This is a genomic window from Legionella fallonii LLAP-10, from assembly GCF_000953135.1.
GTDB classification, from domain to species: domain Bacteria; phylum Pseudomonadota; class Gammaproteobacteria; order Legionellales; family Legionellaceae; genus Legionella; species Legionella fallonii.
Genome location: NZ_LN614827.1, coordinates 4,079,955 through 4,102,143, shown reverse-complemented (window position 1 = coordinate 4,102,143; position 22,189 = coordinate 4,079,955). Strand labels below are relative to the sequence as shown.

The following is a 22,189-nucleotide window of genomic DNA, read 5'->3' as shown; positions in this document are numbered from 1 at the left end:
AGATGTTGTGGAGGTAAACCCATGCAAATGAGTCCGTTAGATCATGCCCATGTGTCCAACAAAGTTGTTTCTATCCCTAATCGAATTCACCCAACAGCAATAATTGCTTCAGGCGCAAAAATTGGTTCTGATGTTAGCATTGGCCCTTATACTATTATTGGCGATCACGTGACTATTGGTAATGGAACCTCTATTGCGTCACATGTCACTATAGAGGGTTGGACTCAGATAGGTGAACGTAATCAAATTGGTATAGGGGCTATTATTGGTGGTATTCCCCAGGATCTGAAGTATCGTGGGGAAATTAGTACGGTGTGCATAGGCAATGACAATATTATCCGCGAATACGTCACTATTAATCGTGGTACTGCTGGTGGGGGTGGTGAAACGCGTCTCGGCGATCAGAATGTGATTATGACTTCAGCTCATGTCGCTCATGATGTCGTCATAGGAAATCACAATATTATTTCTAATGGGGTGGCTGTTGGTGGGCATGTGGTGATTGAGGATTGGGTTACGGTTGGTGCTTTATCTGGTTTACACCAATTTATAAAATTGGGCAGACTCTCCATGATAGGGGCATTGAGCCTCATTACAAAAGATGTCGCGCCTTATACTCTAGTTACCGGAAATCCTGCCAAACGCTATGGAATTAATATAGAACGATTGCGTCGCAATGGTTTTTCTTCAGAAGCACGACAATCCATTCAACGGGCTTATAAAACCCTCTTTCATGAAGGACTTACTTTATCCGACGCTATAGTAAATTTAGAGCAGAATTTTCCAGACAATATTGATATTGGTTATATTACAAAATTTCTTCGCGGATCTACTCGGGGTACCTATCGCTAATATTATTCTATTAAGGTTTTTTTATGTCATTTTCGCAATTCGCCACTCCTTGTGGACCATTTTCTTTAGATGAATTGGCTGAAGTATCCGGGGCTTCGCTTTTGGATAGTAAAAGCGCGTCGTTCATGGTATTTGATTTGGCTACTCTATCAGCGGCAAGAGCTGATACTCTGAGTGTGTTACATCAAAAAAAATATTTGAACGAGCTGAAAACGTCTTTGGCTGGTGCCTGCATTATCGCCTCCGACCATATAGATTATGCGCCTAAAAGCATGCATTTATTAGTGCATCCTAATCCTTATAAGGCATTTGCTTTGATTGCTCAAACATTTTTTCCAGCAGAAAACATCGCTGCTTATATTGCTCCATCAGCTTATATTGCTCCTAGTGCCACTATTGGTGAACGCTGTTTTATTAGTCATGGTGCCTACATTGGTAATAACGTCACCATTGGAAATCGATGTAAAATTGGTGTTAATACTTTCATTGGTGATGGGGTAATCCTCGGTGATGAGTGCTGTATTGAAAATAATGTCAGCATCCAGAACACCATCATGGGTAAAAAAGTAGTCATTTATCCTGGTGCGTGTATAGGACAGGATGGCTTTGGCTTTGCAAGTGACCAACATGGACACTATAAAATTCCTCATCGTGGAGGGGTCCTTATTGGTAATGAGGTGAGTATAGGAGCCAACACCTGTATTGATAGAGGTACATTAGATAATACAGTCATTGAGGATTGGTGCCGTTTAGATAATCTGGTGCAAATTGGCCATAATGTAACAGTGGGAAAAGGCTCTATTTTGGTTGCTCAGGTAGGCATTGCTGGTAGCAGTCAACTCGGTAAGTTTGTTGTTTTAGCTGGGAAGGTTGGAGTGAGTGGACATCTAAAAATAGGGGAGCACACAACCGTTCTTGCTGGCTCAATAGTAGCCAAAGATGTTCCACCAAAAGCACGAATGGGTGGCTTTCCTGCCATCCCTGCTCGGGATTGGCATAAGCAAACTTGTTTTTTAAAAAAACAATTATCTCGTAAAAAACGATAACCACGCTTGATGCAATGATGCGAACAACTAGACAATATCTAGAAGATTGAGAATTGCTAAGGCTGCTTTTTGATTCGCATTTTTCTTTAACGTTTGATGAATATCAGTAAATTGTTGTATCAACAGATCATGATTGGGTGATTGTAATAGATGAAGTACGGAGCATGCAATTGCTTGAGCATGCGCCCTCCCTTGAATAAATTCTGGAACTAGTTTTTGCTGTGCAAGCAAATTCGGCAATGAAATATAAGGGATTTTAACTTGCGGTGCGATAATGGCATGAGTGAGTATCCCCCATTTGAAGGCAACTACCATGGGGCGTTTTAGGAGCATGGCTTCAAGAGTTGCTGTTCCCGACTTTACCAAAACCACGTCGGCTGCCGCCATGGCTTCTTGCGCGTGGCCGTTCGTGATTTCTAAGTTTAAACGATGGGGTACTGCTTGTGCATGACGCCAAAAGATCTCATGTAATTTGGGATTCGCTATGGGGACGATAAAATGTATCAGTGGATCGTGCTTGCTGAGTTCTTGCATTACCTCAAGAAATAAAGGGGCCATGTATTTTAATTCGCCAGAGCGACTACCGGGCAGGACGGCAATCACTTTATCTTCGGGGATGTAACCTAAGTGCTTTTTCTGTTGGGAATGATCATGCTGCAATGCAATAGAGTCTGCTAAAGGATGTCCTACAAATTGGACGGGAACGCTATGCCGTTGATAAAACGCCTCTTCAAAGGGAAACAAGGTTAAAACTAAATCGACCGCTTTTTTTATATAAAAAACGCGCTTTTGCTTCCAAGCCCAAATTTTAGGTCCGACAAATTGAACGGTTTTAATCCCTCTTTTTTTTAATCGTGCGGCTAGGGATAAGTTAAAACTGGAATAATCTATACCAATAAATACGTCAGGTGGATTAGTTATCCATTCATTATATAAATGTTGACGTATTTTATAGAGTTCGGGATATCTTTTAAGCACATCGCCAATACCCATTACCGAGAGACGCTCTATTGCAACTAGAGAGTTAAAACCTTCTTGTGCCATATGAGGGCCACCTATTCCCACGAATTCAACGTGGATTAGGTGTTTCTTTAATTCTCGAATCAAACCGCCACCTAAAAGATCGCCTGACATTTCTCCGGCCACTATGGCAATTCGTAAGGGGGGGGATAAAGCCAAAATAATCCTCTGTGACTAGTCGCTTAAATGGTTGTATACTAGCGTAAGTAGAATGTTTAAAACAAGTCCTGATTGCTTTATGATGAGCAGATTGTAGGTTATGGTGGCTCATAAATTCTTGTCGCTAATCAATAAATCATTACGCTGGGGCAAAGCAGAAAATGGAATATCTTTTTCATGGTTGAATTACAACGCGACATTAGTACACTGCAAGTTACTTGGTTGGGGCGCTGTGTTTATTTTTTGTCGTTTTTTAGAAATAATCAGGCAAGGAATAATATTGCACGGGTCTTTGGACAAATACTTTCTCCGTCTGCAAAGAAACGATTGGCCATGGCCTACTTCTCTCATCTTATGACTTCTCTCAAAGAGATTTTCTTATTTACGTGGATTAGTAATAAACGCTTGGCAAAGCGCGTACAGTTTATTGGTATAGAGCATTTACATCAGGCCACAAATGAAGGGAAAGGAGTTATATTACTTACCGGTCATTTTGGTAGTTGGGAGTTTGCGCCCCTTTTTTTTCTAGTAAGGGCCCCTCAATATACGAATCGATATTATTGCGTGCGAAAATCGCTGCGATTTACCTTTTTGGATAACATTCTTTTACGTCGCTATGAAAATGCAGGGTGTCAGATCATTAACAAAAAGAATGCAGTGAGACGCATTTATTCTGTCTTGCAAAAACAAGGAGTTGTTTTATTTCCATTTGATCTTCGACCGGCATACCACACTAAAAATAAATTGCGAGTCAATTTTCTAGGACAAGAAACGAGTACTTATACTAGCCTGGCTTTTCTCGTTGATAAACTACAGTCACCTGTAGTGCCTGTTACTTCCTACCGATTAAATAAAAAACACCATGTAATTGAATTTTACCCAGAAATAGAATGGGAACCCTATGCAGATAAGGAGCAAGCTTTTTTACATAATACCCAACGGTACAATAATAGACTTGAGGATATGTTGTTGGCCAATCCTGCTCAGTGGTTATGGTCTTATAAGCGTTGGCAGGAATAATAATGGCTAATATCTATCTTTCTAAACTCCGCATTACCCTTTGGGGGCGTTTATTCTATAAAATGTTTCCAATTCGAAAACAAATAGTTCTAGATAATATTGACCGTGTTTTTAAAGATGGTGCATCACCTGAGGAAAAGGAACGATTAGCACGAGCATTTTATTCCCACGTCTGTTCTATGTTAAAAGAATTGGCTTTATTAGGGTGGCTATCGACAAAACGAATTAAACGACAGGTAGAGCTACGCGGGGTTGAGCATCTTTTGGCGGCTGAAAGACAAGGACGGGGAGTGTTAATTTTGACAGGACACCTTGGCTGTTGGGAGTTTGGACCTGTTGGACTTCAGAGTATTACCCAGTTAGCTGATAAAATGTACGTTATTAGACGGCCCATTCGTAACAAGTGGTTAGAAAATAAAATTTTTCAGCGCTTTGATCGTTGGGGAATTAAGCGTATCAATAGCATTGATGGTATAAAGAAAATAAATGCGGCTTTAAAAAAACAAGGGATCGTTGTTTATCTTTTTGATCAACATGCCGAGACTCACAGTGGCATGGGAATCGCCGTCGATTTTTTTGGTATCCAAGCAGGAACGTACAGAAGCTTGGCGTTTTTTGCACAAAAATATCAAACACCTGTAATACCTGCGTCTATCTATCGAGAGAAAGGTAATAAACATGTGCTCGAGTTTCATCCACCCATAGGTTGGGAAAATAATGCCGACAAAGAGGTCGCTATATACAACAACACGTTAAAGTATAATCAGGCACTAGAAAAAATAATTTTAGAGCATCCAGGGCAATGGTGGTGGGTGCATAGAAGATGGAAATTGTAACTTAATTGAATAATTAGATTAATGAAATACATATGGCCATTTACTATCTTTTAATTTATATTAATTAATGAGTTGTAGTACTTGCAAGAAACTATCAGATATATTTTATTAACTTATGCAGGAAGCTGATTATGATAAATTTCAAATCATGTAAATGGGCTTATGGGATTGCGATATCTTTAGTCCTAGGATTATCTGGCTGCTATATGGATGGACAGAATCCACAAAATGTAGATTACTCTACGCACAATACAGCTAGAGTGGACACTGGAGCTGTAAAAGCAAAAAAAGTAGCTAAGAGCACTGCATCGTCAGCCAAAGAAGTACCTCAAAAAACAATGCCGGGTCCTAAACAAACAGCGGCTCCTCAACTTCCAGTAATTCAATAGTTTTAATTTTCTTTATATTGACCCCTCTTATTAATAAGAGGGGTCAATATCCTTACAGTCGTTTGCTAACTTGTGTAAATAAGGCGCATTTCCTTTTATATGGGTTTAAATTACTTTATACTCAGATGCTCTATTTCTATTCCATATGTAGTTGCCCTACGGCAAAATGGAGTTTGCTTTATCTATGAGTATGAAAACAGTAGTAGTTATTATTCCAACTTATAATGAGTCTCTGGTTATTGAAGAGACTATTCATCAAGTATTTAAAGCAACGTCCTCTTCTGAATTCAGTTTCCATATTTTGATTTTTGATAGTTGTTCAACGGATAATACTCAGGATGTAGTGTCTCGTCTTCAAGAAGTGTATCCGCAACTGCATTTAATAACCGAACCGCAAAAAACAGGGTTGGGGTCGGCTTATTTACAAGCAATGCGTCATGCATTAAACCGCTTAGGAGCGGATATTGTTGTAGAGTTTGACGCTGATTTATCGCATCAGCCACATTATCTATTGCCAATGATAGAGACAATGCGCGATCACGATGTTGTTGTCGGTAGTCGCTACATTAAAGGGGGAAGTATCCCTCACAATTGGGGATGGCATCGTAAATTTCTATCTAAATTTGGCAATATAGTGGCACGCATTATCCTTATTCCGAAGTATAAAGATTTTACTAGTGGGTTCAGAGCGACTCATTATTTGGCTTTAAATAAAGCGTTACCAAAGCAATTTATTTCAAATCATTATGCGTATAAATTAGAGCTTTTATGGAACCTGCATAAGACCAAAGCAAAAATTACGGAGTATCCCATTGCCTTTGTAGACAGGGTACAAGGAATAAGTAAGCTTCCTGCAAATAGCATCTTTGATTCTCTTCGTGTCTTAGCCATATTGCGTTTTAAAGAGCTAAAGCCCTATCTCAGCATGTGCGTAGTGGGTTTTGTTGGTTTAATTCTTCAATGTTTGGCATATAACTCCCTTCGCTTCTATTGTACCCCATTTATTGCTGCTCAATTGGCTGTTCTTGTCGCTATAATAAATAATTTTATTTTGAATAACCGGGTTACCTTTAAAAATAGAAATTTGAAGTTACGATTTAAATCTTTTGCCTTTTTTGTCAGTTACTCTTTGGTTATGGTCGGATTTCAAAGTAATTGGATGAGACTAGGAATTAGTTATTGGGGATCTGGATTATTAAAAGAAAATCTCATTATGTTTTCGGGGGTTGTAGTGGGCTCTGTATTAAACTATCTTTTTTACTCTCGAATGATTTGGAGAAAAAAAGAAAAGAGGTTGTTTTACAATAAAATTGCAGAGTAATAGCTCAGAGCCTCATTCTAATGTTTCATAACGACTACTTTATAATAAAAAGGAATATTTTTTACTCTCTGTCCTTGCCCATAAGACCATATTTTCTTTAGTTTTGACTGTTCCTTAGTGAGTTTGTTGATATCAGGCATCTCAAATCGCCATAATTCTTTTGAAATGAGTATTAATGGTCTTCCCGAAAGTTCTATTCCATTTGACCAAAAACGGTACATTAAACTTTCAAGACCAAAAATATGCGCTCCAAATATAGGGTATGTTTTTTTGATTGTGCCTTGGCTCAGAAATTTAGCTTGATAAAAAGATAGCTCACTTCCTATTGGAAAATTATCCAAAGGAATAAATATTGGTGTCTTGTGGGTTTCGACCTCAATTTGTTCTGCCACCTGATGAAATTGTTTAATTAAACGTTCCCAGGCGACCATTTTTATAAACAACTTTTCCTGTGCCACCTTAGACGTGTTAAAAACAGTAAACAAGGTTACTCCACCGTAGCATGCTAGCAACAAGAAGGCAGAGCCAAGCCATAAATTACGTTTTTTGGGATAATTGGTCATGAGCATGGCAAGCCAGGGGACAAGAGCCAAAAACAGAGGACCTATCCAGTTTAAATTGACTTCGTGATTAAGGCTATACAATGCAAAAAAAGCTAAGGGGATCAGAATAAAAATACGCATAAAGCGTATGGCATTGTATGCATCTTGAACATTCGCAAGAGTATTTTTTTTCAATAGCTCCCATAAACCGAAAACACCTAATGGAGTGATAAATAAAACAACCAATGCAAGAAGATAATGCAAATCGATAGAGGTGGTAGAGGCAAAACGCCGCTTGCTTTGGAACAAAAAAGATATCCATTCATGAGTTGCATTCCAGTAAATCACTGGAGAAAATATTACTGCAGCAATAACTGCACAGAGATAGGGTTCCTTGCGTTTAAACCAGAAGCGAGCAGAAGGGGTCGTCGTTATGTAGAAAAGAGTCGCCAATCCAAGTAAAACAATGGTGTATTTTGATAGCATTCCTAATCCTAGCCAAATGCCTGCTTGGTACCAGTAGTTTGCTTCATTTGAGATGAGGGCACGATAAAGACAATAAAGAGCAGCTGACCAGCATGCTAAGAGTGGTAAATCAGGCGTAATAACCAGCGTTTGCCAGAAAAAAAAAGGTAATACTGATAAGAACATTACAGCATACATGCCAGCATTACGCTCGATTGATGAGGTTAATTTATAGCTGAAAAGCATAGTGAGGAACCAGCATAGTAAGCTGCCCAACCGTACACTGAAATCATTCATACCAAAAACGGTGGTAGATAGTTTGATGAGCAAAGCGACCATGGGAGGATGGTCCAGATAGCTAAAATCAAGATGTTGGGCATAATTCCAGTAGTATGCTTCTTCAACTAACAGATCAGTTGAGATCATACAAAATAAATGGATTAATAGGGAAAACACCAAAATCATCAACAGATAGAATAAGATTTTTGGAGCTTTCTGTGAGCTCGCTGAATATGCTTTAAATAGACTAGTCATTTAGTTTGTACTACTAAAAAATTACAGTTTTTTATATGCCTTCTTGATTTTAAACAAGGGGGTTATTTTGTAAGTTGCTCCAGTTTGCTAACGCTGAAGCACTAGTATTCTGAAGAGTTGTTACTGCCCTTGATTATAGATGAAATCATCTGGATGAGAAATAGCATTTTTTTTCCTTATTCGCACCACCTTGTAGTAGTAAGGAATACCTTTTATACCTTGTCCTTGACTTACTGAGACTATTCTTTTCATCACTGATTGTTCTATGGTTTGCTCCTTAAGTATTGGATTGTCGAAGGAGGCTGGCTCGGTCGAGATTAAAATTAATGGTTTATCTAAATAATCTATTTTATTGGACCAATAACGATACATTAAGCTGTTATTACCAAAAACATGGGAGCCTGCTACAGGGTAGCTTTTTGTTATACCCCCTTGGGATAGCAGTTTTGCTTGATAAAAAGATAACTCGCTCCCTATGTGATAACTGTCTAAAGGGACAAATGTTGGACTTTGTTGCATTTCTTCTTCAATTTTTGCCGCAAGGATATTAAATTGTTGTGTCAATTTATCCCAGGCAAGGATGTCCTTAAGATATTTTTTATGGATTGTTTGGGATGTATTAAAGAACAGAAACATTAGAATAATGGCATAACAACCTAATAAAAAAACACAGGATTTCAACCAAGATAGGCGGGTCGCTGGATTGTTAGCAATAAGGGCTGCAAGCCATGGAATCAGTGCTAAAAAGATAGGCCCTACCCAATTGAATTTTACAGCGTGATTTAAGCTAAATAAGGCAAAAATTGTTAATGGAACTAAGGTGAAAATACGCATAAAGTGCTTTGTATTGGTACTGATGCTTGATATTTCCGGGCTATTTTTCTTCATGAGCTGGCAGAAACCATAAATACCAATGGGCATCAAGAAGAATAGAGTTAATAAAATGACATGGTGCAGACGTATGGATGAGGTGGATACTAAACGGCGGCTGCTTTGAAATATAAAAGAAACCCATTGGTGTGTTGCATTCCAATAAATGACAGGTGTAAAAATGAGCAATGCAATTCCGGCACAAAAATAGGGTTCTTTTCGTCTGAGCCAATAGCGAGCCGAGGGTATCAGCAATATATAAACAAGCGCAGCTAGTCCTACTAAGGCAATAGTATATTTTGATAGCATGCCCAGTCCCAGCCAAATGCCTGCAAGATAATAGAGGTTTGCTTCATTACGAACCAGTGCTCGATAAAGGCAATAAATGGATGCAGACCAGCAGGCAATAAGTGGGACATCAGGGGTAATGATTTGTGAGTGTAAGAAAAAAAAAGGCAATATTGCCAGTAGTATTAGTGCATAAGGGGCTGAGTTTTTATTGATTAACTGGGTAAGCTTGTAGCTATAAGTTGCTGTGATTATGAAACAGAATATGGTTATTGCTCGAACACCAAATTCGGTAGTTCCAAATATTAAAGTGGACAGTTTGATAAGAATGGCTACCATTGGGGGATGATCAAGATAACTAAAATCAAGATGCTGGGCGTAATTCCAATAATAGGCTTCCTCTACAATTAACACTGTTGTAGCGATAGATATTAGATGAAGGAATAAGGAAAATCCTAAAATTAAATAGAAATACTGTGTGAGTTTGCGATCTTGACATACGTTTAACAGAGATGTTGGAACTATTTTACACACTTGACTTTTTATCGTTGTAAAACCAATAGATTGCATTATTTACTTCCTGATTTGAGCCTATTTCATAGGCTGCAAGTTGATCCTTCATCATAGAAACGCGATTACCTAGGGCAATCGCGTTTTAAATTCAAGAACAATATCCTACTTTGGTGAAATCATTTCCTCTGGTTTGACATATTCTGCGAACTGTTCCGCGGTCAAAAAGCCTAATTTCACTGCCGCCTCTTGCAACGAAGTATTCTCATGGTAGGCCGTTTTAGCGATTTTTGCTGCTTTGTCATACCCTATATGTTGGTTAAGAGCGGTTACGAGCATTAACGAGTGATGCAAGTAGTAATCAATCACTTGATGATTCGCTTCAATTCCTTCGGCACAAAACTCTTGGAATGAATGGCAGCTATCAGCCAATAGGTTCAATGAATGAAGTACATTGAAGATAATGACGGGTTTAAATACATTCAGTTCAAAATTGCCTTGGCTCGCAGCGATTCCCACGGTGGTATCATTGCCTAGAACTTGGGCACAAACCATCGTCATTGCCTCACATTGAGTGGGATTTACCTTGCCAGGCATAATAGAAGAGCCGGGTTCATTTTCTGGAATGATTAATTCGCCAATACCACAGCGTGGGCCGGAGGCTAACCAGCGGATGTCATTAGCAATTTTCATTAAGGCACAAGCAAGAGTTTTCATTGCGCTGTGTGCAAAAACCAGGGGTTCATGAGATGCTAACGCCGCAAATTTATTTGGTGCAGTAACAAAAGGTAATTTAGTTATTTTAGCAACATGTTCTGCTACTTTAATTGCAAATTGTGGATGAGTATTTAATCCAGTTCCAACTGCTGTACCACCTGCAGCCAACTCATACAATTCAGGTAATACTTCTTCAAGTCTATGGATACACGCATCGAGTTGGGCTACATAACCTGAGAACTCTTGACCTAGAGTAATGGGGACGGCATCTTGCAAATGGGTTCGGCCTATTTTTACGATGTCTTTAAATGCAGCTACTTTGACCGCAAAAGCATCGCGCAAATTGCGTACAGCAGGTAATAGCTTTTTATTAAAGGCTAGGGCTGTTGCTATATGCATGGCTGTTGGGAAGGTGTCATTTGATGACTGAGACATATTGACATGATCATTAGGGTGAATGGGGGTTTTGCTACCCATGCTGCCACCAGCCATTTCTATTGCTCTATTGGAAATAACTTCATTGGTGTTCATATTGGATTGAGTACCACTACCTGTCTGCCAAACATGCAAGGGAAAATGAGAGTCCAATTTGCCCTCACTGACTTCTTCTGCCGCTTTAATAATTAAATCAGCTTTATCTTTGGGCAATTTTCCTAATTCTAAATTAGTTAATGCGGCTGCCTTTTTTAAAATGCCAAAAGCATGAGTGACTTCACGTGGTATGATGTCCTTACCGATATTAAAGTGATGTAACGAGCGTTCCGTTTGAGCGCCCCAATATTTATCTGCAGGGACTGCAATTTCACCCATACTATCTGATTCTATGCGTGTTGTGGTCATAAATATTCCATGTCTATTGTGAAAGTCAAAATTCTAGCATAGCAGACGAAAATAAGTAATTTTTGTGATACTGTGGAATGCGATTAGCATCAAGTAGTGACGTTCTGCTTGGAAGAGTATTATTTTTTTATTTATTAGTGGTGAATTAAGGTGAGAGAAATACGTATTTATCAACCAGGTAATTATCAAAGTGGGCAAGCTTTAGAGTTATCCTCCGAGGCGGGACAACATGTTGCTGTGGTTTTACGTATGCAGCCTGGAGAGAAAATCACTTTATTTTGTGGTGATAATCGTGAATTTACAGCAACTATCGAAACAGTAAAAAAGAAACAGGTAGTTGTCCATGTAGAGGCGGTAATAGAGAAAAGCAGAGAGTCCCCCTTAATGATCCATTTAGCCCAAGCCATTTCCAAGGGGGAACGCATGGAGTTAGTGATGCAAAAGTCCGTGGAGTTAGGCGTAGCAAGTATTACTCCATTAATCACAGAACGTTGCGTTGTTAAATTAGATAAAGAGCGTCTGGAAAAAAAACTACATCAATGGCAAGCTATTGTTGTCGCGGCTTGTGAACAATCCGGGCGCAATACAATTCCAACCGTTCATCCACCATTGGCTTTGGAATATTACGTAAAAACAACCCAAGCCCAATTAAAGTTCATCTTGCATCCCGAAGGCAATGTTACATGGCGAGACTATGCAATTGGCTCTTCGGAAATTGCTTTGGTTATCGGCCCCGAAGGGGGGCTGAGTCACGATGAGGTCACTATGGCCTATCAGCATGGATTTTCTCCTTTATCTCTTGGGCCTAGAATATTACGTACAGAAACTGCAGCGATTACTGCATTAAGTGTGTTGCAAGCTGTTGGCGGTGATCTATAATAGTAGATTGGAGTGATAAATAACTGAGGTCTAAACATGAGTGATCATATTAAAACGATAACAGATGCAAGCTTTGAGCAAGATGTTATCAATGCAGGTAAACCAGTGCTAGTCGACTTTTGGGCTGAGTGGTGTGGCCCATGCCGCGCTCTAACGCCAATTTTAGAAGAAGTGGCTGCAACACACGGTAAAGACGTGATTTTTGCTAAAATAAATATAGATGAAAACCCTCAAGCTCCATCAAAATTTGGTGTGATGAGTATTCCTACTTTAATTTTATTTAAAAATGGCGAAGTCGAAGCTGTAAAAATGGGCTTATTGTCCAAATCACAATTAAGTGCTTTTGTCGAAAGTCACGTTTAATCAAAGAATCCATCATCAGTAGTATCGACTGACTCGTTTTATGTCATTCCCGCGAAGGCGGGAATCTTTCATCAATTTAGCACTATGCTTCAATTGTGAATGATTCCCTGAGTTCACCGGGATGACAGTTTATCTATTTGAAGATAAGCTCATCAAATTGAACGCTTCGCGTATAGATAAGAAACACGGCACAGCAAAACATAAAGAGAAGAAGAAGAAAGGAATAGCGACGACATTGGAATAATCACTAATTTTAACAGCAAAGTATCCAAAAATAGAAGAAGCGGTTAGTTCGCTAAGTACAATCCCCCAATATCCTATTTTTTCTTTTTGATTTTCAATAAACAATGACGGATGGCGCAACAAATCTCCTCCTGATTTAGGGGTTCGTTTGAACTCACTTGATACGCCTAAAATCGCTTTAATGATGCCAAAAGAATAATTGGCCAGTGGCATTAGCTGTGAAATAAAAAATAAGGGGGTAAATAAAAAAGCTTTTTTCCAGCCAACAAATAAGGACTGATACATATAAACAGCAATTATATTGATAAATGAGAGCAAAATGATGATGTTTTGCATGGTTTGAATAAAAAAGTCTTTATAAGGGGTTTTAAAGACCAACAAAACTAAAGAGGGCAAGACTAATAAGCAGAGAAAACATAAAAGGCTATTACTTTGCACAAAGAAGTCTTTTATCTGCGTCAATTTCAGTTTGAATGACGTTTGTTCCCATAATGCTTTACTTTTTCCCATCGCAAGCATTTGTATGGCATTTTGCATCCCTCCTTGGCTCCATCGAATGCGCTGATTTTTATAAGCCTTTATGTTTTCTGGTAGTTCGCATAAGCAACACACATTAAATAAATATTTGCTTTGCCAGTTATTATAATAAGCGCGCATGGAAAGATTGCTATCTTCACATAAGGATTGAGTATACCAACCGCCACTTGAGACTATAGCTTGTTTTCTCCATACTCCTCCTGAGCCTCTGAATGTTGAAAATTTACCAAGATTGCGTAATCTGAAGATGTCTGCCTTAAACATACTCGCAGCTTGGATCTTGGTAAAAAACGATGAAAAGGTATTTAGATAATCCCAACGTGTTTGGATAAATGCCAATTGGGGGTGATTAAAAAAGTGAGGCACAGTGTTTAAAAGAAAATCTTTGGGCGGAATAAAGTCCGCATCAAAAATAGCGATGTACTCTGCATCAGTATATTTTAGTCCCTCATCAAGAGCACCTGATTTAAATCCATTTTTATTACCCCTGCGTATGTGTTGAATCGCAATATCAGAATTTTTGAATCGTTGTAAATGCTCGGTAATAATACTCGATGTATCATCAGTTGAATCATCCAATAACTGGATTTCTAGTCGGTCATGAGGATATTCCAAGGCAGCAACAGCATCAATGGTTCGGCGAATAACTAATGGTTCATTATAAAGAGGAATTTGCACTACAACTTTAGGCAAGTCACTCCAAGAATGATTTTTGTAGTAGTTTTCAATATAGGCTTTATCAGTGGCTATAATTTTTTTATTTTTTCGTATGGTAAAAAAAGCTCTTAAGATAAAAAGGGTCGAAACAAAAAAAATAACTATCAACATGATCTATAATCCCTAATATGTTTTGAGTCGATGTATTTTCCCCTAATATGATTCAAATAGATATGTTTTTTCCTTTTATGGTATGGTATTTGTACTGAATTTCATTATTTATTGGTTTTTCTATTTCTCTTGTTAAGAGAGTAAGATTTTATAACCTATTGATATTATTATTAAATAAAAATAAAGAAAACGCTTTACAAATTAGTTTACATTTTTTTGTCATAAAAATGTTGAATCTTGTTGTAAAGCTGTGATAGCCTGTTTGTTATATGGGACATGTCTTTAAAGCAAGGGTGTTTCATAGGCAGCAGAATCCCTAGCTGCTATTCTCTAACAAAAATTTTCTCGGATATTCAATTCATTAAATAACAAATCAAGTGAGAAGTATGAATCTTAGTGAACTTAAGCAATTACCTATTGCCGATCTCGTTAACATCGCACAAGAAATGGGGGTAGAAAATACCTCTCGTATGCGCAAGCAAGACATTATTTTCGCCATTCTTAAGGCCCATGCTTTAAAAGGAGAAGACATCCACGGTGATGGCGTTTTAGAAGTTTTGACCGATGGCTTCGGATTCTTGCGTTCCTCTGACGGCTCTTATTTGGCTGGTCCCGATGATATTTATGTCTCTCCAAGTCAAATCAGACGTTTTGGTCTTCGATCTGGTGATACCATCTCCGGCAAAATCCGTCCTCCCAAAGACAGCGAACGTTATTTTGCATTATTAAAAGTAGATCAGATCAACTACGATACGCCAGATAGTGCTAAACGTAAGATTTTGTTCGAAAACTTAACTCCTTTATTTGCCGCAGAGCGTTTGGTGATGGAGCAAGGTAATGGTAGTACTGAAGATTTAACCGCCCGAGTTGTTGATTTATGTGCTCCTTTTGGCCGAGGTCAACGTGGCCTGATTGTTTCTCCACCCAAGGCTGGTAAGACATTGATGTTACAAAACATCGCACGTTCTATAGAAAAGAATTATCCAGAGTGCTATCTCATTGTTCTTCTTATTGATGAGCGTCCTGAGGAAGTGACTGAGATGCAACGTTCTGTTAAGGGCGAAGTGGTTGCTAGTACTTTTGATGAACCAGCGAATCGCCATGTTCAAGTCGCCGAAATGGTAATTGAAAAAGCAAAACGGTTAGTTGAACATAAGCGTGATGTAGTGATTTTGTTGGATTCTATTACTCGCTTGGCTCGTGCATACAACACTGTAGTTCCTTCATCAGGTAAAGTACTTACTGGGGGAGTGGATGCAAATGCCTTACAAAGACCTAAGCGTTTATATGGTGCTGCACGGAATATAGAAGAAGGCGGTAGCTTGACTATCATTGCTACAGCTTTGGTTGATACTGGTTCTAAAATGGACGAAGTAATTTACGAAGAGTTCAAGGGAACAGGTAATATGGAAATCCACTTGAGCCGTAATATTGCTGAGCGTCGTGTTTTCCCTGCAATTAATATTAACCGCTCAGGTACTCGTCGAGAGGATCTCCTGTTAAGTCCAGAAGATTTACAGCGTACTTGGATCCTGCGTAAGATTCTTCAATCTATGGATGAATGTGATGCTATTGAATTCTTATTAGAGCGTATGAAGAACCATAAGACTAATGCGGAGTTCTTTGACGCAATGAAACGTCAAGAGTAAATTTAGCTCACTTTATTGTTTGTATTATGTAGTCCATATTGGGCAGAATGTATGATAAGGGTCTATATCACCCTCTATCCAAGGTACGTTTTGCTAATATGGACTATGTTTTTAATCGGCTTTCTTTCGTTAATCAGTCCATATTAAACATTTAGAGTGAGGTAACGATTGCGAATTCCTGTAATTTTGAGATAAACCACCAATGAAATACTCTGATCTTAGAGACTTTATCAATCAGCTCGAATTACGAGGACTATTAAAACGTATTGAATACCCCGTCTCTCCTCATCTTGAAATGACCGCTGTTAGTGATCGCGTATTACGCGCTGGCGGCCCAGCTCTTCTTTTCACTAATACACCTAATAATACAATGCCCGTTTTGACCAATTTATTTGGTACTGTGGAACGAGTTGCTATGGGTATGGGAGAAGAGAGTATCACTGCCTTAAGAGAAATTGGTACGTTATTAGCGGCTTTAAAAGAGCCCGAGCCACCCAAGGGGTTTAAAGATGCCTTTACTAAATTACCCTTACTAAAACAAGCGCTGAATATGGCTCCTAAGTATGTTAATGGTGCTGAATGTCAGACTCATGTCTGGGAAAAAGAGGAGGTCGATCTAACTTTATTGCCTATTCAGACTTGTTGGCCAGGGGATGTTGCTCCTTTAATTACTTGGGGTCTAGTGACGACAAAGGGGCCTCATCAGTCTCGAGAAAATATGGGCATTTATCGCCAACAGCTATTAGGCAAAAATAAATTAATTATGCGCTGGTTGTCGCATCGCGGCGGTGCCTTGGATTATCAAGCTTGGCAACAAGCCTATCCTGGCGAACGTTTTCCTATAGCCGTTACTTTAGGTGCTGATCCTGCAACTATACTGGCTGCAGTGACCCCTGTTCCTGATACTTTATCTGAGTATGCCTTTGCTGGCTTACTACGAGGACAACGCACGCGATTGACGCGTTGTATAGGTAATGAATTGCATGTGCCTGCTAGTGCAGAAATTATTTTAGAAGGTTATATTGAACCCGGCGAGGAAGCGCCGGAAGGGCCTTACGGAGATCACACAGGTTATTATAATGAAATACAATCATTTCCTGTATTTACTGTTGAGCGTATTACTCATAGAGAAAACCCTATTTATCACAGTACTTATACAGGAAGACCCCCAGACGAGCCGGCTATTTTAGGCGTTGCTTTAAATGAAGTGTTTATTCCCTTATTGCAAAAGCAGTTTCCTGAGATTGTTGACTTTTACCTGCCGCCAGAAGGCTGTTCTTATCGTTTGGCAGTAGTCACGATGAAAAAGCAATATCCTGGACATGCTAAACGTATTATGATGGCTGTTTGGTCTTTTTTACGTCAATTTATGTACACCAAATTTGTTATTGTTTGTGATGATGATGTGGATGCCCGCAATTGGCAAGATGTCGTTTGGGCCATGACTACTCGCATGGATCCTGCTCGTGATACGGTAATGATAGAAAATACACCGATAGATTATCTTGATTTTGCATCACCTGTTTCCGGATTAGGCTCTAAAATGGGTATGGATGCAACCAGTAAATGGCCTGGAGAAACTCAACGAGAATGGGGTAGACCTATTGTTATGGATAAAGAAATCTTAGAGAAAGTCAATGCCTATTGGCCTGCATTGGGGTTAGACGAATGAATGAAAAAATAATTCGCGCCCAGGTTGAAACGATTTCACCTTTGACCGATAGCATTGTTCAATTAATTTTAACTCCAGATGAATTTATAACGTATCAAGCAGGGCAATACCTACAAATTTTGCTTGATGAGGAGGCTTTTAGTTATTCAATTGCTAACGCACCTTTAGGTTCACATAAATATGAATTACATATCAGGCATAGTCTTGATAATCCATATAATCAACGTTTATTTGCTTACATTAAAGAGCATGGTGCCGTTTCTTTGCGTTTACCTTATGGTGAATGCTCTATTAACAAGTTAATAGAACAGCGCCCCATCATATTTATTGCTGGCGGCACAGGGTTTGCGCCTGTCAAGGCAATGATAGAACAACTATTGGCTTGGTCAGATTCTCGGCCTTTTGAACTTTACTGGGGAGCGCGCTCGCAAAGTGATTTGTATCTGGATGAAAAGGTGACTAGTTGGCAGACTCATGTTAGCCAATTTAATTATTTTTCTATACTGGCTAATACCAATAAAGAAACCTTAGCATCTAATGTTTTAAGAAAACATCCAATAGATCTGCGGGAATGGCAAATGGTAATTAGTGGCCCTTTTGATATGGTTTACAGCACTCGCGATGTATTAGTAGAACATGGCGTGTCTCGTACTCATTTATTTTCAGATGCATTTAGCTTTGAAGCTCAATGAGTGAGCTCTAGTGCTACTAAATAAGGAAAAAACGAGCAGCGATAATAGGAATTTTTATCGAAGTCAATTCATTTAAATGTCAGGTTTGAGTTAAAGGGGAAGGAAAAACGTATGAATACTCTCTATCAAGTTTTAGGTCTTTTGGGCGCAGGGATGATTTTATTTTTACTGTATCGCACGATTAAAGGCCGACCAGAACTATTCAGTAAAGAGAATTTAAATAAAAGTTTTTTTACCATGGGTATATTAGCCATAGGTTTAATTGGCTTTATTGCCTTATTAATATTGATGTTGAGAAACTCTTAGCGTTTAACTGTTTCTTCTCTTAGGGTGAATGTAATGGACTTCTTTCCAAACGCTACTGTGGAGGGAAGTTGCTTCGTCAATACGGAGCTCGAATTCTCATGTACTGGCCCACTCCGGTTCTGCGCTCCGTGCCTCTTCGTACTTTCCACGCCACAGCGAGTTTGGAAAGAGATCTAATGTTTGGAGTTCACATTATGATAGCCTCCTTCTCCTTCATTTTCGTTGAAATAATCGTGAAGGTGAGGATTATTAATGGGGTGGTGATTCGGATCAGCAATTAACATGGTCTCTTCAACATAAGTTATTTGGCTACTGTCATCAACTAATAAACGGTACCAGGGGTGACGTGTAGCAAATTCATGTTTAGGGGCCTGTGGATTGTAGTGTCCAGAGGCTTGAAATAAGGGATCTACATCTACAACTATAGCTCGGTACCGAATGCGTTTGTGAATAACTAAATCCCCTATATTAAATTTAGCTATTTTATTCATTATCGATTCCTTTTCTTGGCATTATGAGTTTTTTATCGGCATAAAGGAAAAGAGCTTGAGATGTTTTCACGTGAATGATTTAGGCAAAATAAATTGCCAAAATAATGCCCAATTCGTAAAGGAAGCATAGTGGTAATGCAAGCATGAGCTGTGACAACACATCGGGAGGAGTAAGTAACATTCCTATAATAAAGGCCCCCACGATGATATAAGGTCTGATTTTTTTCAATGTGATGATTTCAATGATTTTTAGGCGTACCAGAATAAGGATAACTAGTGGAAGTTGAAAACAAAAACCAAATAATAGGAGCATTCGTGTTATAAAGTCTAATGCATAGGCCATATCTGGCATAAAACGTACCCCTTTGGGGAGGGCATGGACAAAAAATTGAAACATGAATGGCAGAATTAAATAAAAACAAAAAGCTAAACCGGCAAAAAAGAATAAAATACTTAGGCTTATGGTTCCACGAAATTGCTTTTTTTCATTTTGATGCAACCCCGGGCTGACAAAGCGCCACAAATGATATAAAGCAAATGGGGTACTGAGTAGCATGGCTGCATTGACAGCAAGTCTCAGGGGGGTGACCAGAGGAGAGGTGACATGTGTTGCAATTAGTCCATCTTGATTGGGTATTACAGAGAGCAACGGGCTCATTAAGGCATGAAAAAGATCGCCCGCTATAAAAAAAAATATAAAGAATAAAACGCCAAAGCAGCAAAGGGTATAGATAGCTCGTCGGCGTAATTCAAGGAGATGAGTGATCATAGGCTAAAAATAGTTTAAAAGTTGCCTTAGCTTGAGGTATCGGTTCGTATTATAGGACATTCCCGCGAAGGCGGGAGTCTCTATCACTCGAATTATCAATTAGACTGCACAGGGCACTCTATTTTTAGCACCAATTCGCTCAGGTCTAATTTCTTTTAGGCGGTTAAATTGATCTACAAATACTACAGTGGGGACTAGTGTGGCGCAATCCTCTTCTAATACTTGAGCAAAAGAAGCAATGATGACTAAATCACCCGGGGTTACTAAATGAGCGGCAGCTCCGTTAACGCATATATCGGTTGAGCCTTTTTCACCGGTGATAGCATAAGTTTCAAAGCGTGTACCAGCGGTAACATTCCAAACATTGACCGCCTCGTAAGGCAGTATATTCGCTGCTTGAAGAAGCTCAGGAGAAATAGTAATACTTCCTTCGTAATCTAAATCAGCCTGGGTAACACAAGCACGGTGAATTTTAGACTTGAGCATTCTTCTATAAGCCATTATATGTTTCCTAAATGTAAATTAAAGCCAGTTTCTACGGACCAGGTTTTCTGGAATTTATTAGACCTCTTTCCAAACTCAACTGGGGTGTGAAATTGCTTCGTCGATACGGTACTCAAATCCGCATGTACTCTGTCTGTGTACACGCTGGTTCTGCGCTCCGTGTCCCCTTGCACTTTCCTTACCACAGCCAGTTTGGGAAGAGGGCTATTGTGTTTTAATTTTACATCATGATTGGAAATTTATGCTAGATAAATTTAAAAATAACCATAGTGTCACTGTATTGAGAAGAACAATAAGCACGGCACTAGTATTGTCCTTATTTGATTGACATAGAATTTATAATTAGCCGCTCAAAAAATCCCTTATTGCTTGCCTTTCATCCTAATTGACAATAATATCATTAGTTTAAATCTTAACGAAGGATGCATAATGAATGGAAAAATTGATCCAACTATTGACGATATAGACGATACAGTAGTCCAGCCCAAAGAGACAAGAGAGCCCTCTCAAAAAGGTAAAAGCCATCGAAGGGTTGACGCAAGACAAAAAGATACAAGTCATAAAGTATATAGCCAAAAGTCGGCTGGTTTCTTCTCCTATTGGCTTAAGAGTGAAATAGAGGATGTTATTGCTGAGCGATATGAGGAACAAGTCATTCAAAAAAAAGCGGTTCTACAAGCACCGTTAGATAATGAAGAGTACGAAGATTGCATAGAGTTCGAAGACTACAATGAGTACGACGAGCATCAACCATCTGAAGAGGAAACATATCGCAGCGACTTCAACATTTAAATAATTGCTTACATAATGGTGTCAGTTGATGCCATTATGTATTTATGAATAGTAATTGATAGCGATATTTTTTACAGTATTTTACATTGCAGAGTTTTTCCCCTGTTTTGCCCCACCCCGCCTTATCATTCAAGATAATGCTCAAATAGAGCATTATCTATGCTAAAGTGGACTGTTTTTATACTTAATCTCATTAGTAAATAGTATAACTGCTTTAACCAAGGTATAATTCTCTTTTCGTTTTTGTAGGTGATATAAAGTGAGGCATAGCCCACGTAAACGTTTTGGACAAAATTTTTTGCAAGATGGTGGCGTGATAGACCAAATTTTGCGTTCTATTAACCCCCAAGCGACTGACAATATATTGGAAATTGGTCCTGGTTTAGGGGCATTAACCCAACCTTTATTGCGTCAATTGGATCATTTGCTCGCAGTGGAAATAGATAGGGATTTACAGCAGTATTTAAGTCAATTACCAATTGCTCAGAATAAATTACAACTAATTTCAGCTGATGCTTTAACTATTGATTACGGTCAGTTTGGTACAGGTTTAAGAATCATTGGTAATTTACCTTATAATATTTCCACTCCTTTACTATTTCACTTATTACAATTTACGCCGTTTATAAAAGACATGTACTTTATGTTGCAAAAAGAAGTGGTAGATCGCATGGCTGCGGCACCAGATACCAAGGCTTATGGACGATTAAGTGTGATGTTGCAATATCGGTGTGAGGTGGAGCATTTATTTGATGTGCCACCAGAAGCTTTTGATCCACGCCCAAAAGTGGACTCTGCAATAGTGCGACTTATTCCTTATCAAACCCCTCCTTTTGATATCGTTGAGATAGATGTACTACAGAAATTAGTCACCAGTGCGTTTGCAATGAGGCGTAAGACCCTGACTAATAATTTAAAAGGTATTATTTCTTTTGCTCAATTAGCTGATTTAGGAATAGATGGAGGTAGAAGGCCAGAACAAATTTCTGTCTCTGAATATGTCCAACTAGCGAAATTTATTTCCAATTAGTGTAAAATTAAGTAATAACTGAATG

Annotated in this window: 22 protein-coding genes; 14 read left to right on the top strand and 8 right to left on the bottom strand. The window is 38.8% G+C overall.

All coding sequences use genetic code 11. From position 1 onward, the window contains the following. Window positions 1–21: 21 nt before the first annotated feature. Both lpxA and lpxD read left to right on the top strand, forming a co-directional pair. Complete coding sequence (gene lpxA / locus LFA_RS17120) at window positions 22–852, top strand: acyl-ACP--UDP-N-acetylglucosamine O-acyltransferase (protein ID WP_045097241.1); 831 nt, start codon at window positions 22–24, stop codon at window positions 850–852. A gap of 23 nt (window positions 853–875) precedes the next feature. Then, window positions 876–1,898, top strand: coding sequence for a UDP-3-O-(3-hydroxymyristoyl)glucosamine N-acyltransferase (lpxD, locus tag LFA_RS17115; protein ID WP_045097240.1), 1,023 nt, complete (start codon window positions 876–878; stop codon window positions 1,896–1,898). Between the two features lie 27 nt (window positions 1,899–1,925). Here lpxD and lpxB read toward each other — a convergent pair whose 3' ends face one another. Beyond that, window positions 1,926–3,032: a lipid-A-disaccharide synthase gene (gene lpxB, locus LFA_RS17110; RefSeq protein ID WP_045097731.1), complete on the bottom strand. Its 1,107-nt coding sequence runs from the start codon at window positions 3,030–3,032 to the stop codon at window positions 1,926–1,928. Between the two features lie 222 nt (window positions 3,033–3,254). Between lpxB and LFA_RS17105 the strand changes: the two genes are divergently transcribed. The 4 genes from LFA_RS17105 to LFA_RS17090 all read left to right on the top strand — a co-directional run bounded on the left by LFA_RS17105 (window position 3,255) and on the right by LFA_RS17090 (window position 6,643). After that, the gene (locus tag LFA_RS17105; RefSeq protein ID WP_045097239.1) at window positions 3,255–4,097 is read left to right on the top strand and encodes a lysophospholipid acyltransferase family protein; all 843 of its coding nucleotides are present in this window, start codon (window positions 3,255–3,257) and stop codon (window positions 4,095–4,097) included. Window positions 4,098–4,099: 2 nt separating this feature from the next. Continuing rightward, window positions 4,100–4,933, top strand: coding sequence for a lysophospholipid acyltransferase family protein (locus tag LFA_RS17100; protein WP_045097238.1), 834 nt, complete (start codon window positions 4,100–4,102; stop codon window positions 4,931–4,933). Between the two features lie 131 nt (window positions 4,934–5,064). Further along, window positions 5,065–5,322, top strand: a complete 258-nt coding sequence (locus LFA_RS17095; protein WP_045097237.1) for a hypothetical protein — start codon at window positions 5,065–5,067, stop codon at window positions 5,320–5,322. Window positions 5,323–5,506: 184 nt separating this feature from the next. Continuing rightward, window positions 5,507–6,643 carry a glycosyltransferase family 2 protein gene (locus LFA_RS17090; protein ID WP_045097236.1) on the top strand — a complete coding sequence of 379 codons (1,137 nt, stop codon included), beginning with the start codon at window positions 5,507–5,509 and terminating at the stop codon, window positions 6,641–6,643. Between the two features lie 17 nt (window positions 6,644–6,660). Here the strand turns inward: LFA_RS17090 and LFA_RS19080 are convergent, their stop codons facing one another. The 3 genes from LFA_RS19080 to fumC form a co-directional block, all read right to left on the bottom strand. Beyond that, window positions 6,661–8,184 (bottom strand): glycosyltransferase family 39 protein, encoded by a 1,524-nt coding sequence (locus LFA_RS19080; RefSeq protein ID WP_084602219.1) that lies wholly within the window; start codon window positions 8,182–8,184, stop codon window positions 6,661–6,663. A gap of 120 nt (window positions 8,185–8,304) precedes the next feature. Then, on the bottom strand, window positions 8,305–9,912 hold the full coding sequence (locus LFA_RS17080) for an ArnT family glycosyltransferase (RefSeq protein ID WP_045097235.1): 1,608 nt from the start codon (window positions 9,910–9,912) through the stop codon (window positions 8,305–8,307). Between the two features lie 105 nt (window positions 9,913–10,017). Continuing rightward, on the bottom strand, window positions 10,018–11,409 hold the full coding sequence (gene fumC / locus LFA_RS17075) for a class II fumarate hydratase (protein WP_045097234.1): 1,392 nt from the start codon (window positions 11,407–11,409) through the stop codon (window positions 10,018–10,020). Window positions 11,410–11,559: 150 nt separating this feature from the next. On the opposite strand from fumC, the gene LFA_RS17070 reads away from it, so the two are divergent. Together LFA_RS17070 and trxA are read left to right on the top strand one after the other, a co-directional pair. Further along, window positions 11,560–12,288: a 16S rRNA (uracil(1498)-N(3))-methyltransferase gene (locus LFA_RS17070; RefSeq protein WP_045097233.1), complete on the top strand. Its 729-nt coding sequence runs from the start codon at window positions 11,560–11,562 to the stop codon at window positions 12,286–12,288. A 36-nt stretch (window positions 12,289–12,324) separates the two neighbouring features. Next, window positions 12,325–12,651, top strand: coding sequence for a thioredoxin (gene trxA, locus LFA_RS17065; protein ID WP_045097232.1), 327 nt, complete (start codon window positions 12,325–12,327; stop codon window positions 12,649–12,651). A gap of 129 nt (window positions 12,652–12,780) precedes the next feature. Here the strand turns inward: trxA and LFA_RS19075 are convergent, their stop codons facing one another. Next, the gene (locus LFA_RS19075) at window positions 12,781–14,259 is read right to left on the bottom strand and encodes a glycosyltransferase (protein WP_052674039.1); all 1,479 of its coding nucleotides are present in this window, start codon (window positions 14,257–14,259) and stop codon (window positions 12,781–12,783) included. A 386-nt stretch (window positions 14,260–14,645) separates the two neighbouring features. Between LFA_RS19075 and rho the strand changes: the two genes are divergently transcribed. The 4 genes from rho to LFA_RS17040 all read left to right on the top strand — a co-directional run bounded on the left by rho (window position 14,646) and on the right by LFA_RS17040 (window position 18,578). Further along, the gene (gene rho, locus LFA_RS17055) at window positions 14,646–15,908 is read left to right on the top strand and encodes a transcription termination factor Rho (RefSeq protein WP_045097231.1); all 1,263 of its coding nucleotides are present in this window, start codon (window positions 14,646–14,648) and stop codon (window positions 15,906–15,908) included. A gap of 202 nt (window positions 15,909–16,110) precedes the next feature. Further along, complete coding sequence (ubiD, locus tag LFA_RS17050; protein ID WP_045097230.1) at window positions 16,111–17,580, top strand: 4-hydroxy-3-polyprenylbenzoate decarboxylase; 1,470 nt, start codon at window positions 16,111–16,113, stop codon at window positions 17,578–17,580. After that, entirely contained in the window at window positions 17,577–18,272 is a 696-nt protein-coding gene (locus LFA_RS17045; protein ID WP_045097229.1) for an NAD(P)H-flavin reductase, read from the top strand. The genes ubiD and LFA_RS17045 overlap by 4 nt, the downstream gene beginning before the upstream one ends. Window positions 18,273–18,383: 111 nt before the next feature. Next, a complete protein-coding gene (locus tag LFA_RS17040) occupies window positions 18,384–18,578 on the top strand; it encodes a hypothetical protein (RefSeq protein WP_045097228.1) in 195 nt (64 codons plus the stop codon). A gap of 173 nt (window positions 18,579–18,751) precedes the next feature. Here the strand turns inward: LFA_RS17040 and hspQ are convergent, their stop codons facing one another. The 3 genes from hspQ to panD form a co-directional block, all read right to left on the bottom strand. Beyond that, window positions 18,752–19,069, bottom strand: a complete 318-nt coding sequence (gene hspQ / locus LFA_RS17035) for a heat shock protein HspQ (protein ID WP_045097227.1) — start codon at window positions 19,067–19,069, stop codon at window positions 18,752–18,754. 79 nt (window positions 19,070–19,148) lie between these two features. Continuing rightward, window positions 19,149–19,838, bottom strand: coding sequence for a twin-arginine translocase subunit TatC (gene tatC, locus LFA_RS17030; RefSeq protein ID WP_045097226.1), 690 nt, complete (start codon window positions 19,836–19,838; stop codon window positions 19,149–19,151). A 99-nt stretch (window positions 19,839–19,937) separates the two neighbouring features. Continuing rightward, window positions 19,938–20,339 carry an aspartate 1-decarboxylase gene (gene panD, locus LFA_RS17025; RefSeq protein WP_045097225.1) on the bottom strand — a complete coding sequence of 134 codons (402 nt, stop codon included), beginning with the start codon at window positions 20,337–20,339 and terminating at the stop codon, window positions 19,938–19,940. A gap of 432 nt (window positions 20,340–20,771) precedes the next feature. Between panD and LFA_RS17020 the strand changes: the two genes are divergently transcribed. Together LFA_RS17020 and rsmA are read left to right on the top strand one after the other, a co-directional pair. After that, window positions 20,772–21,134 (top strand): hypothetical protein, encoded by a 363-nt coding sequence (locus tag LFA_RS17020; RefSeq protein ID WP_045097224.1) that lies wholly within the window; start codon window positions 20,772–20,774, stop codon window positions 21,132–21,134. 259 nt (window positions 21,135–21,393) lie between these two features. Then, complete coding sequence (rsmA, locus tag LFA_RS17015; RefSeq protein WP_045097223.1) at window positions 21,394–22,164, top strand: 16S rRNA (adenine(1518)-N(6)/adenine(1519)-N(6))-dimethyltransferase RsmA; 771 nt, start codon at window positions 21,394–21,396, stop codon at window positions 22,162–22,164. Window positions 22,165–22,189: the final 25 nt, after the last annotated feature.

What these genes read in the sequence shown, in the direction of transcription:
- lpxA (WP_045097241.1), top strand. Translation starts at nt 22, where the DNA reads ATGCAAATGAGTCCGTTAGATCATGCCCATGTGTCCAACAAAGTTGTT.
- lpxD (WP_045097240.1), top strand. Translation starts at nt 876, where the DNA reads ATGTCATTTTCGCAATTCGCCACTCCTTGTGGACCATTTTCTTTAGAT.
- lpxB (WP_045097731.1), bottom strand. Translation starts at nt 3,032, where the DNA reads ATGTCAGGCGATCTTTTAGGTGGCGGTTTGATTCGAGAATTAAAGAAA.
- LFA_RS17105 (WP_045097239.1), top strand. Translation starts at nt 3,255, where the DNA reads ATGGTTGAATTACAACGCGACATTAGTACACTGCAAGTTACTTGGTTG.
- LFA_RS17100 (WP_045097238.1), top strand. Translation starts at nt 4,100, where the DNA reads ATGGCTAATATCTATCTTTCTAAACTCCGCATTACCCTTTGGGGGCGT.
- LFA_RS17095 (WP_045097237.1), top strand. Translation starts at nt 5,065, where the DNA reads ATGATAAATTTCAAATCATGTAAATGGGCTTATGGGATTGCGATATCT.
- LFA_RS17090 (WP_045097236.1), top strand. Translation starts at nt 5,507, where the DNA reads ATGAGTATGAAAACAGTAGTAGTTATTATTCCAACTTATAATGAGTCT.
- LFA_RS19080 (WP_084602219.1), bottom strand. Translation starts at nt 8,184, where the DNA reads ATGACTAGTCTATTTAAAGCATATTCAGCGAGCTCACAGAAAGCTCCA.
- LFA_RS17080 (WP_045097235.1), bottom strand. Translation starts at nt 9,912, where the DNA reads ATGCAATCTATTGGTTTTACAACGATAAAAAGTCAAGTGTGTAAAATA.
- fumC (WP_045097234.1), bottom strand. Translation starts at nt 11,409, where the DNA reads ATGACCACAACACGCATAGAATCAGATAGTATGGGTGAAATTGCAGTC.
- trxA (WP_045097232.1), top strand. Translation starts at nt 12,325, where the DNA reads ATGAGTGATCATATTAAAACGATAACAGATGCAAGCTTTGAGCAAGAT.
- LFA_RS19075 (WP_052674039.1), bottom strand. Translation starts at nt 14,259, where the DNA reads ATGTTGATAGTTATTTTTTTTGTTTCGACCCTTTTTATCTTAAGAGCT.
- rho (WP_045097231.1), top strand. Translation starts at nt 14,646, where the DNA reads ATGAATCTTAGTGAACTTAAGCAATTACCTATTGCCGATCTCGTTAAC.
- ubiD (WP_045097230.1), top strand. Translation starts at nt 16,111, where the DNA reads ATGAAATACTCTGATCTTAGAGACTTTATCAATCAGCTCGAATTACGA.
- LFA_RS17045 (WP_045097229.1), top strand. Translation starts at nt 17,577, where the DNA reads ATGAATGAAAAAATAATTCGCGCCCAGGTTGAAACGATTTCACCTTTG.
- LFA_RS17040 (WP_045097228.1), top strand. Translation starts at nt 18,384, where the DNA reads ATGAATACTCTCTATCAAGTTTTAGGTCTTTTGGGCGCAGGGATGATT.
- hspQ (WP_045097227.1), bottom strand. Translation starts at nt 19,069, where the DNA reads ATGAATAAAATAGCTAAATTTAATATAGGGGATTTAGTTATTCACAAA.
- tatC (WP_045097226.1), bottom strand. Translation starts at nt 19,838, where the DNA reads ATGATCACTCATCTCCTTGAATTACGCCGACGAGCTATCTATACCCTT.
- panD (WP_045097225.1), bottom strand. Translation starts at nt 20,339, where the DNA reads ATGGCTTATAGAAGAATGCTCAAGTCTAAAATTCACCGTGCTTGTGTT.
- LFA_RS17020 (WP_045097224.1), top strand. Translation starts at nt 20,772, where the DNA reads ATGAATGGAAAAATTGATCCAACTATTGACGATATAGACGATACAGTA.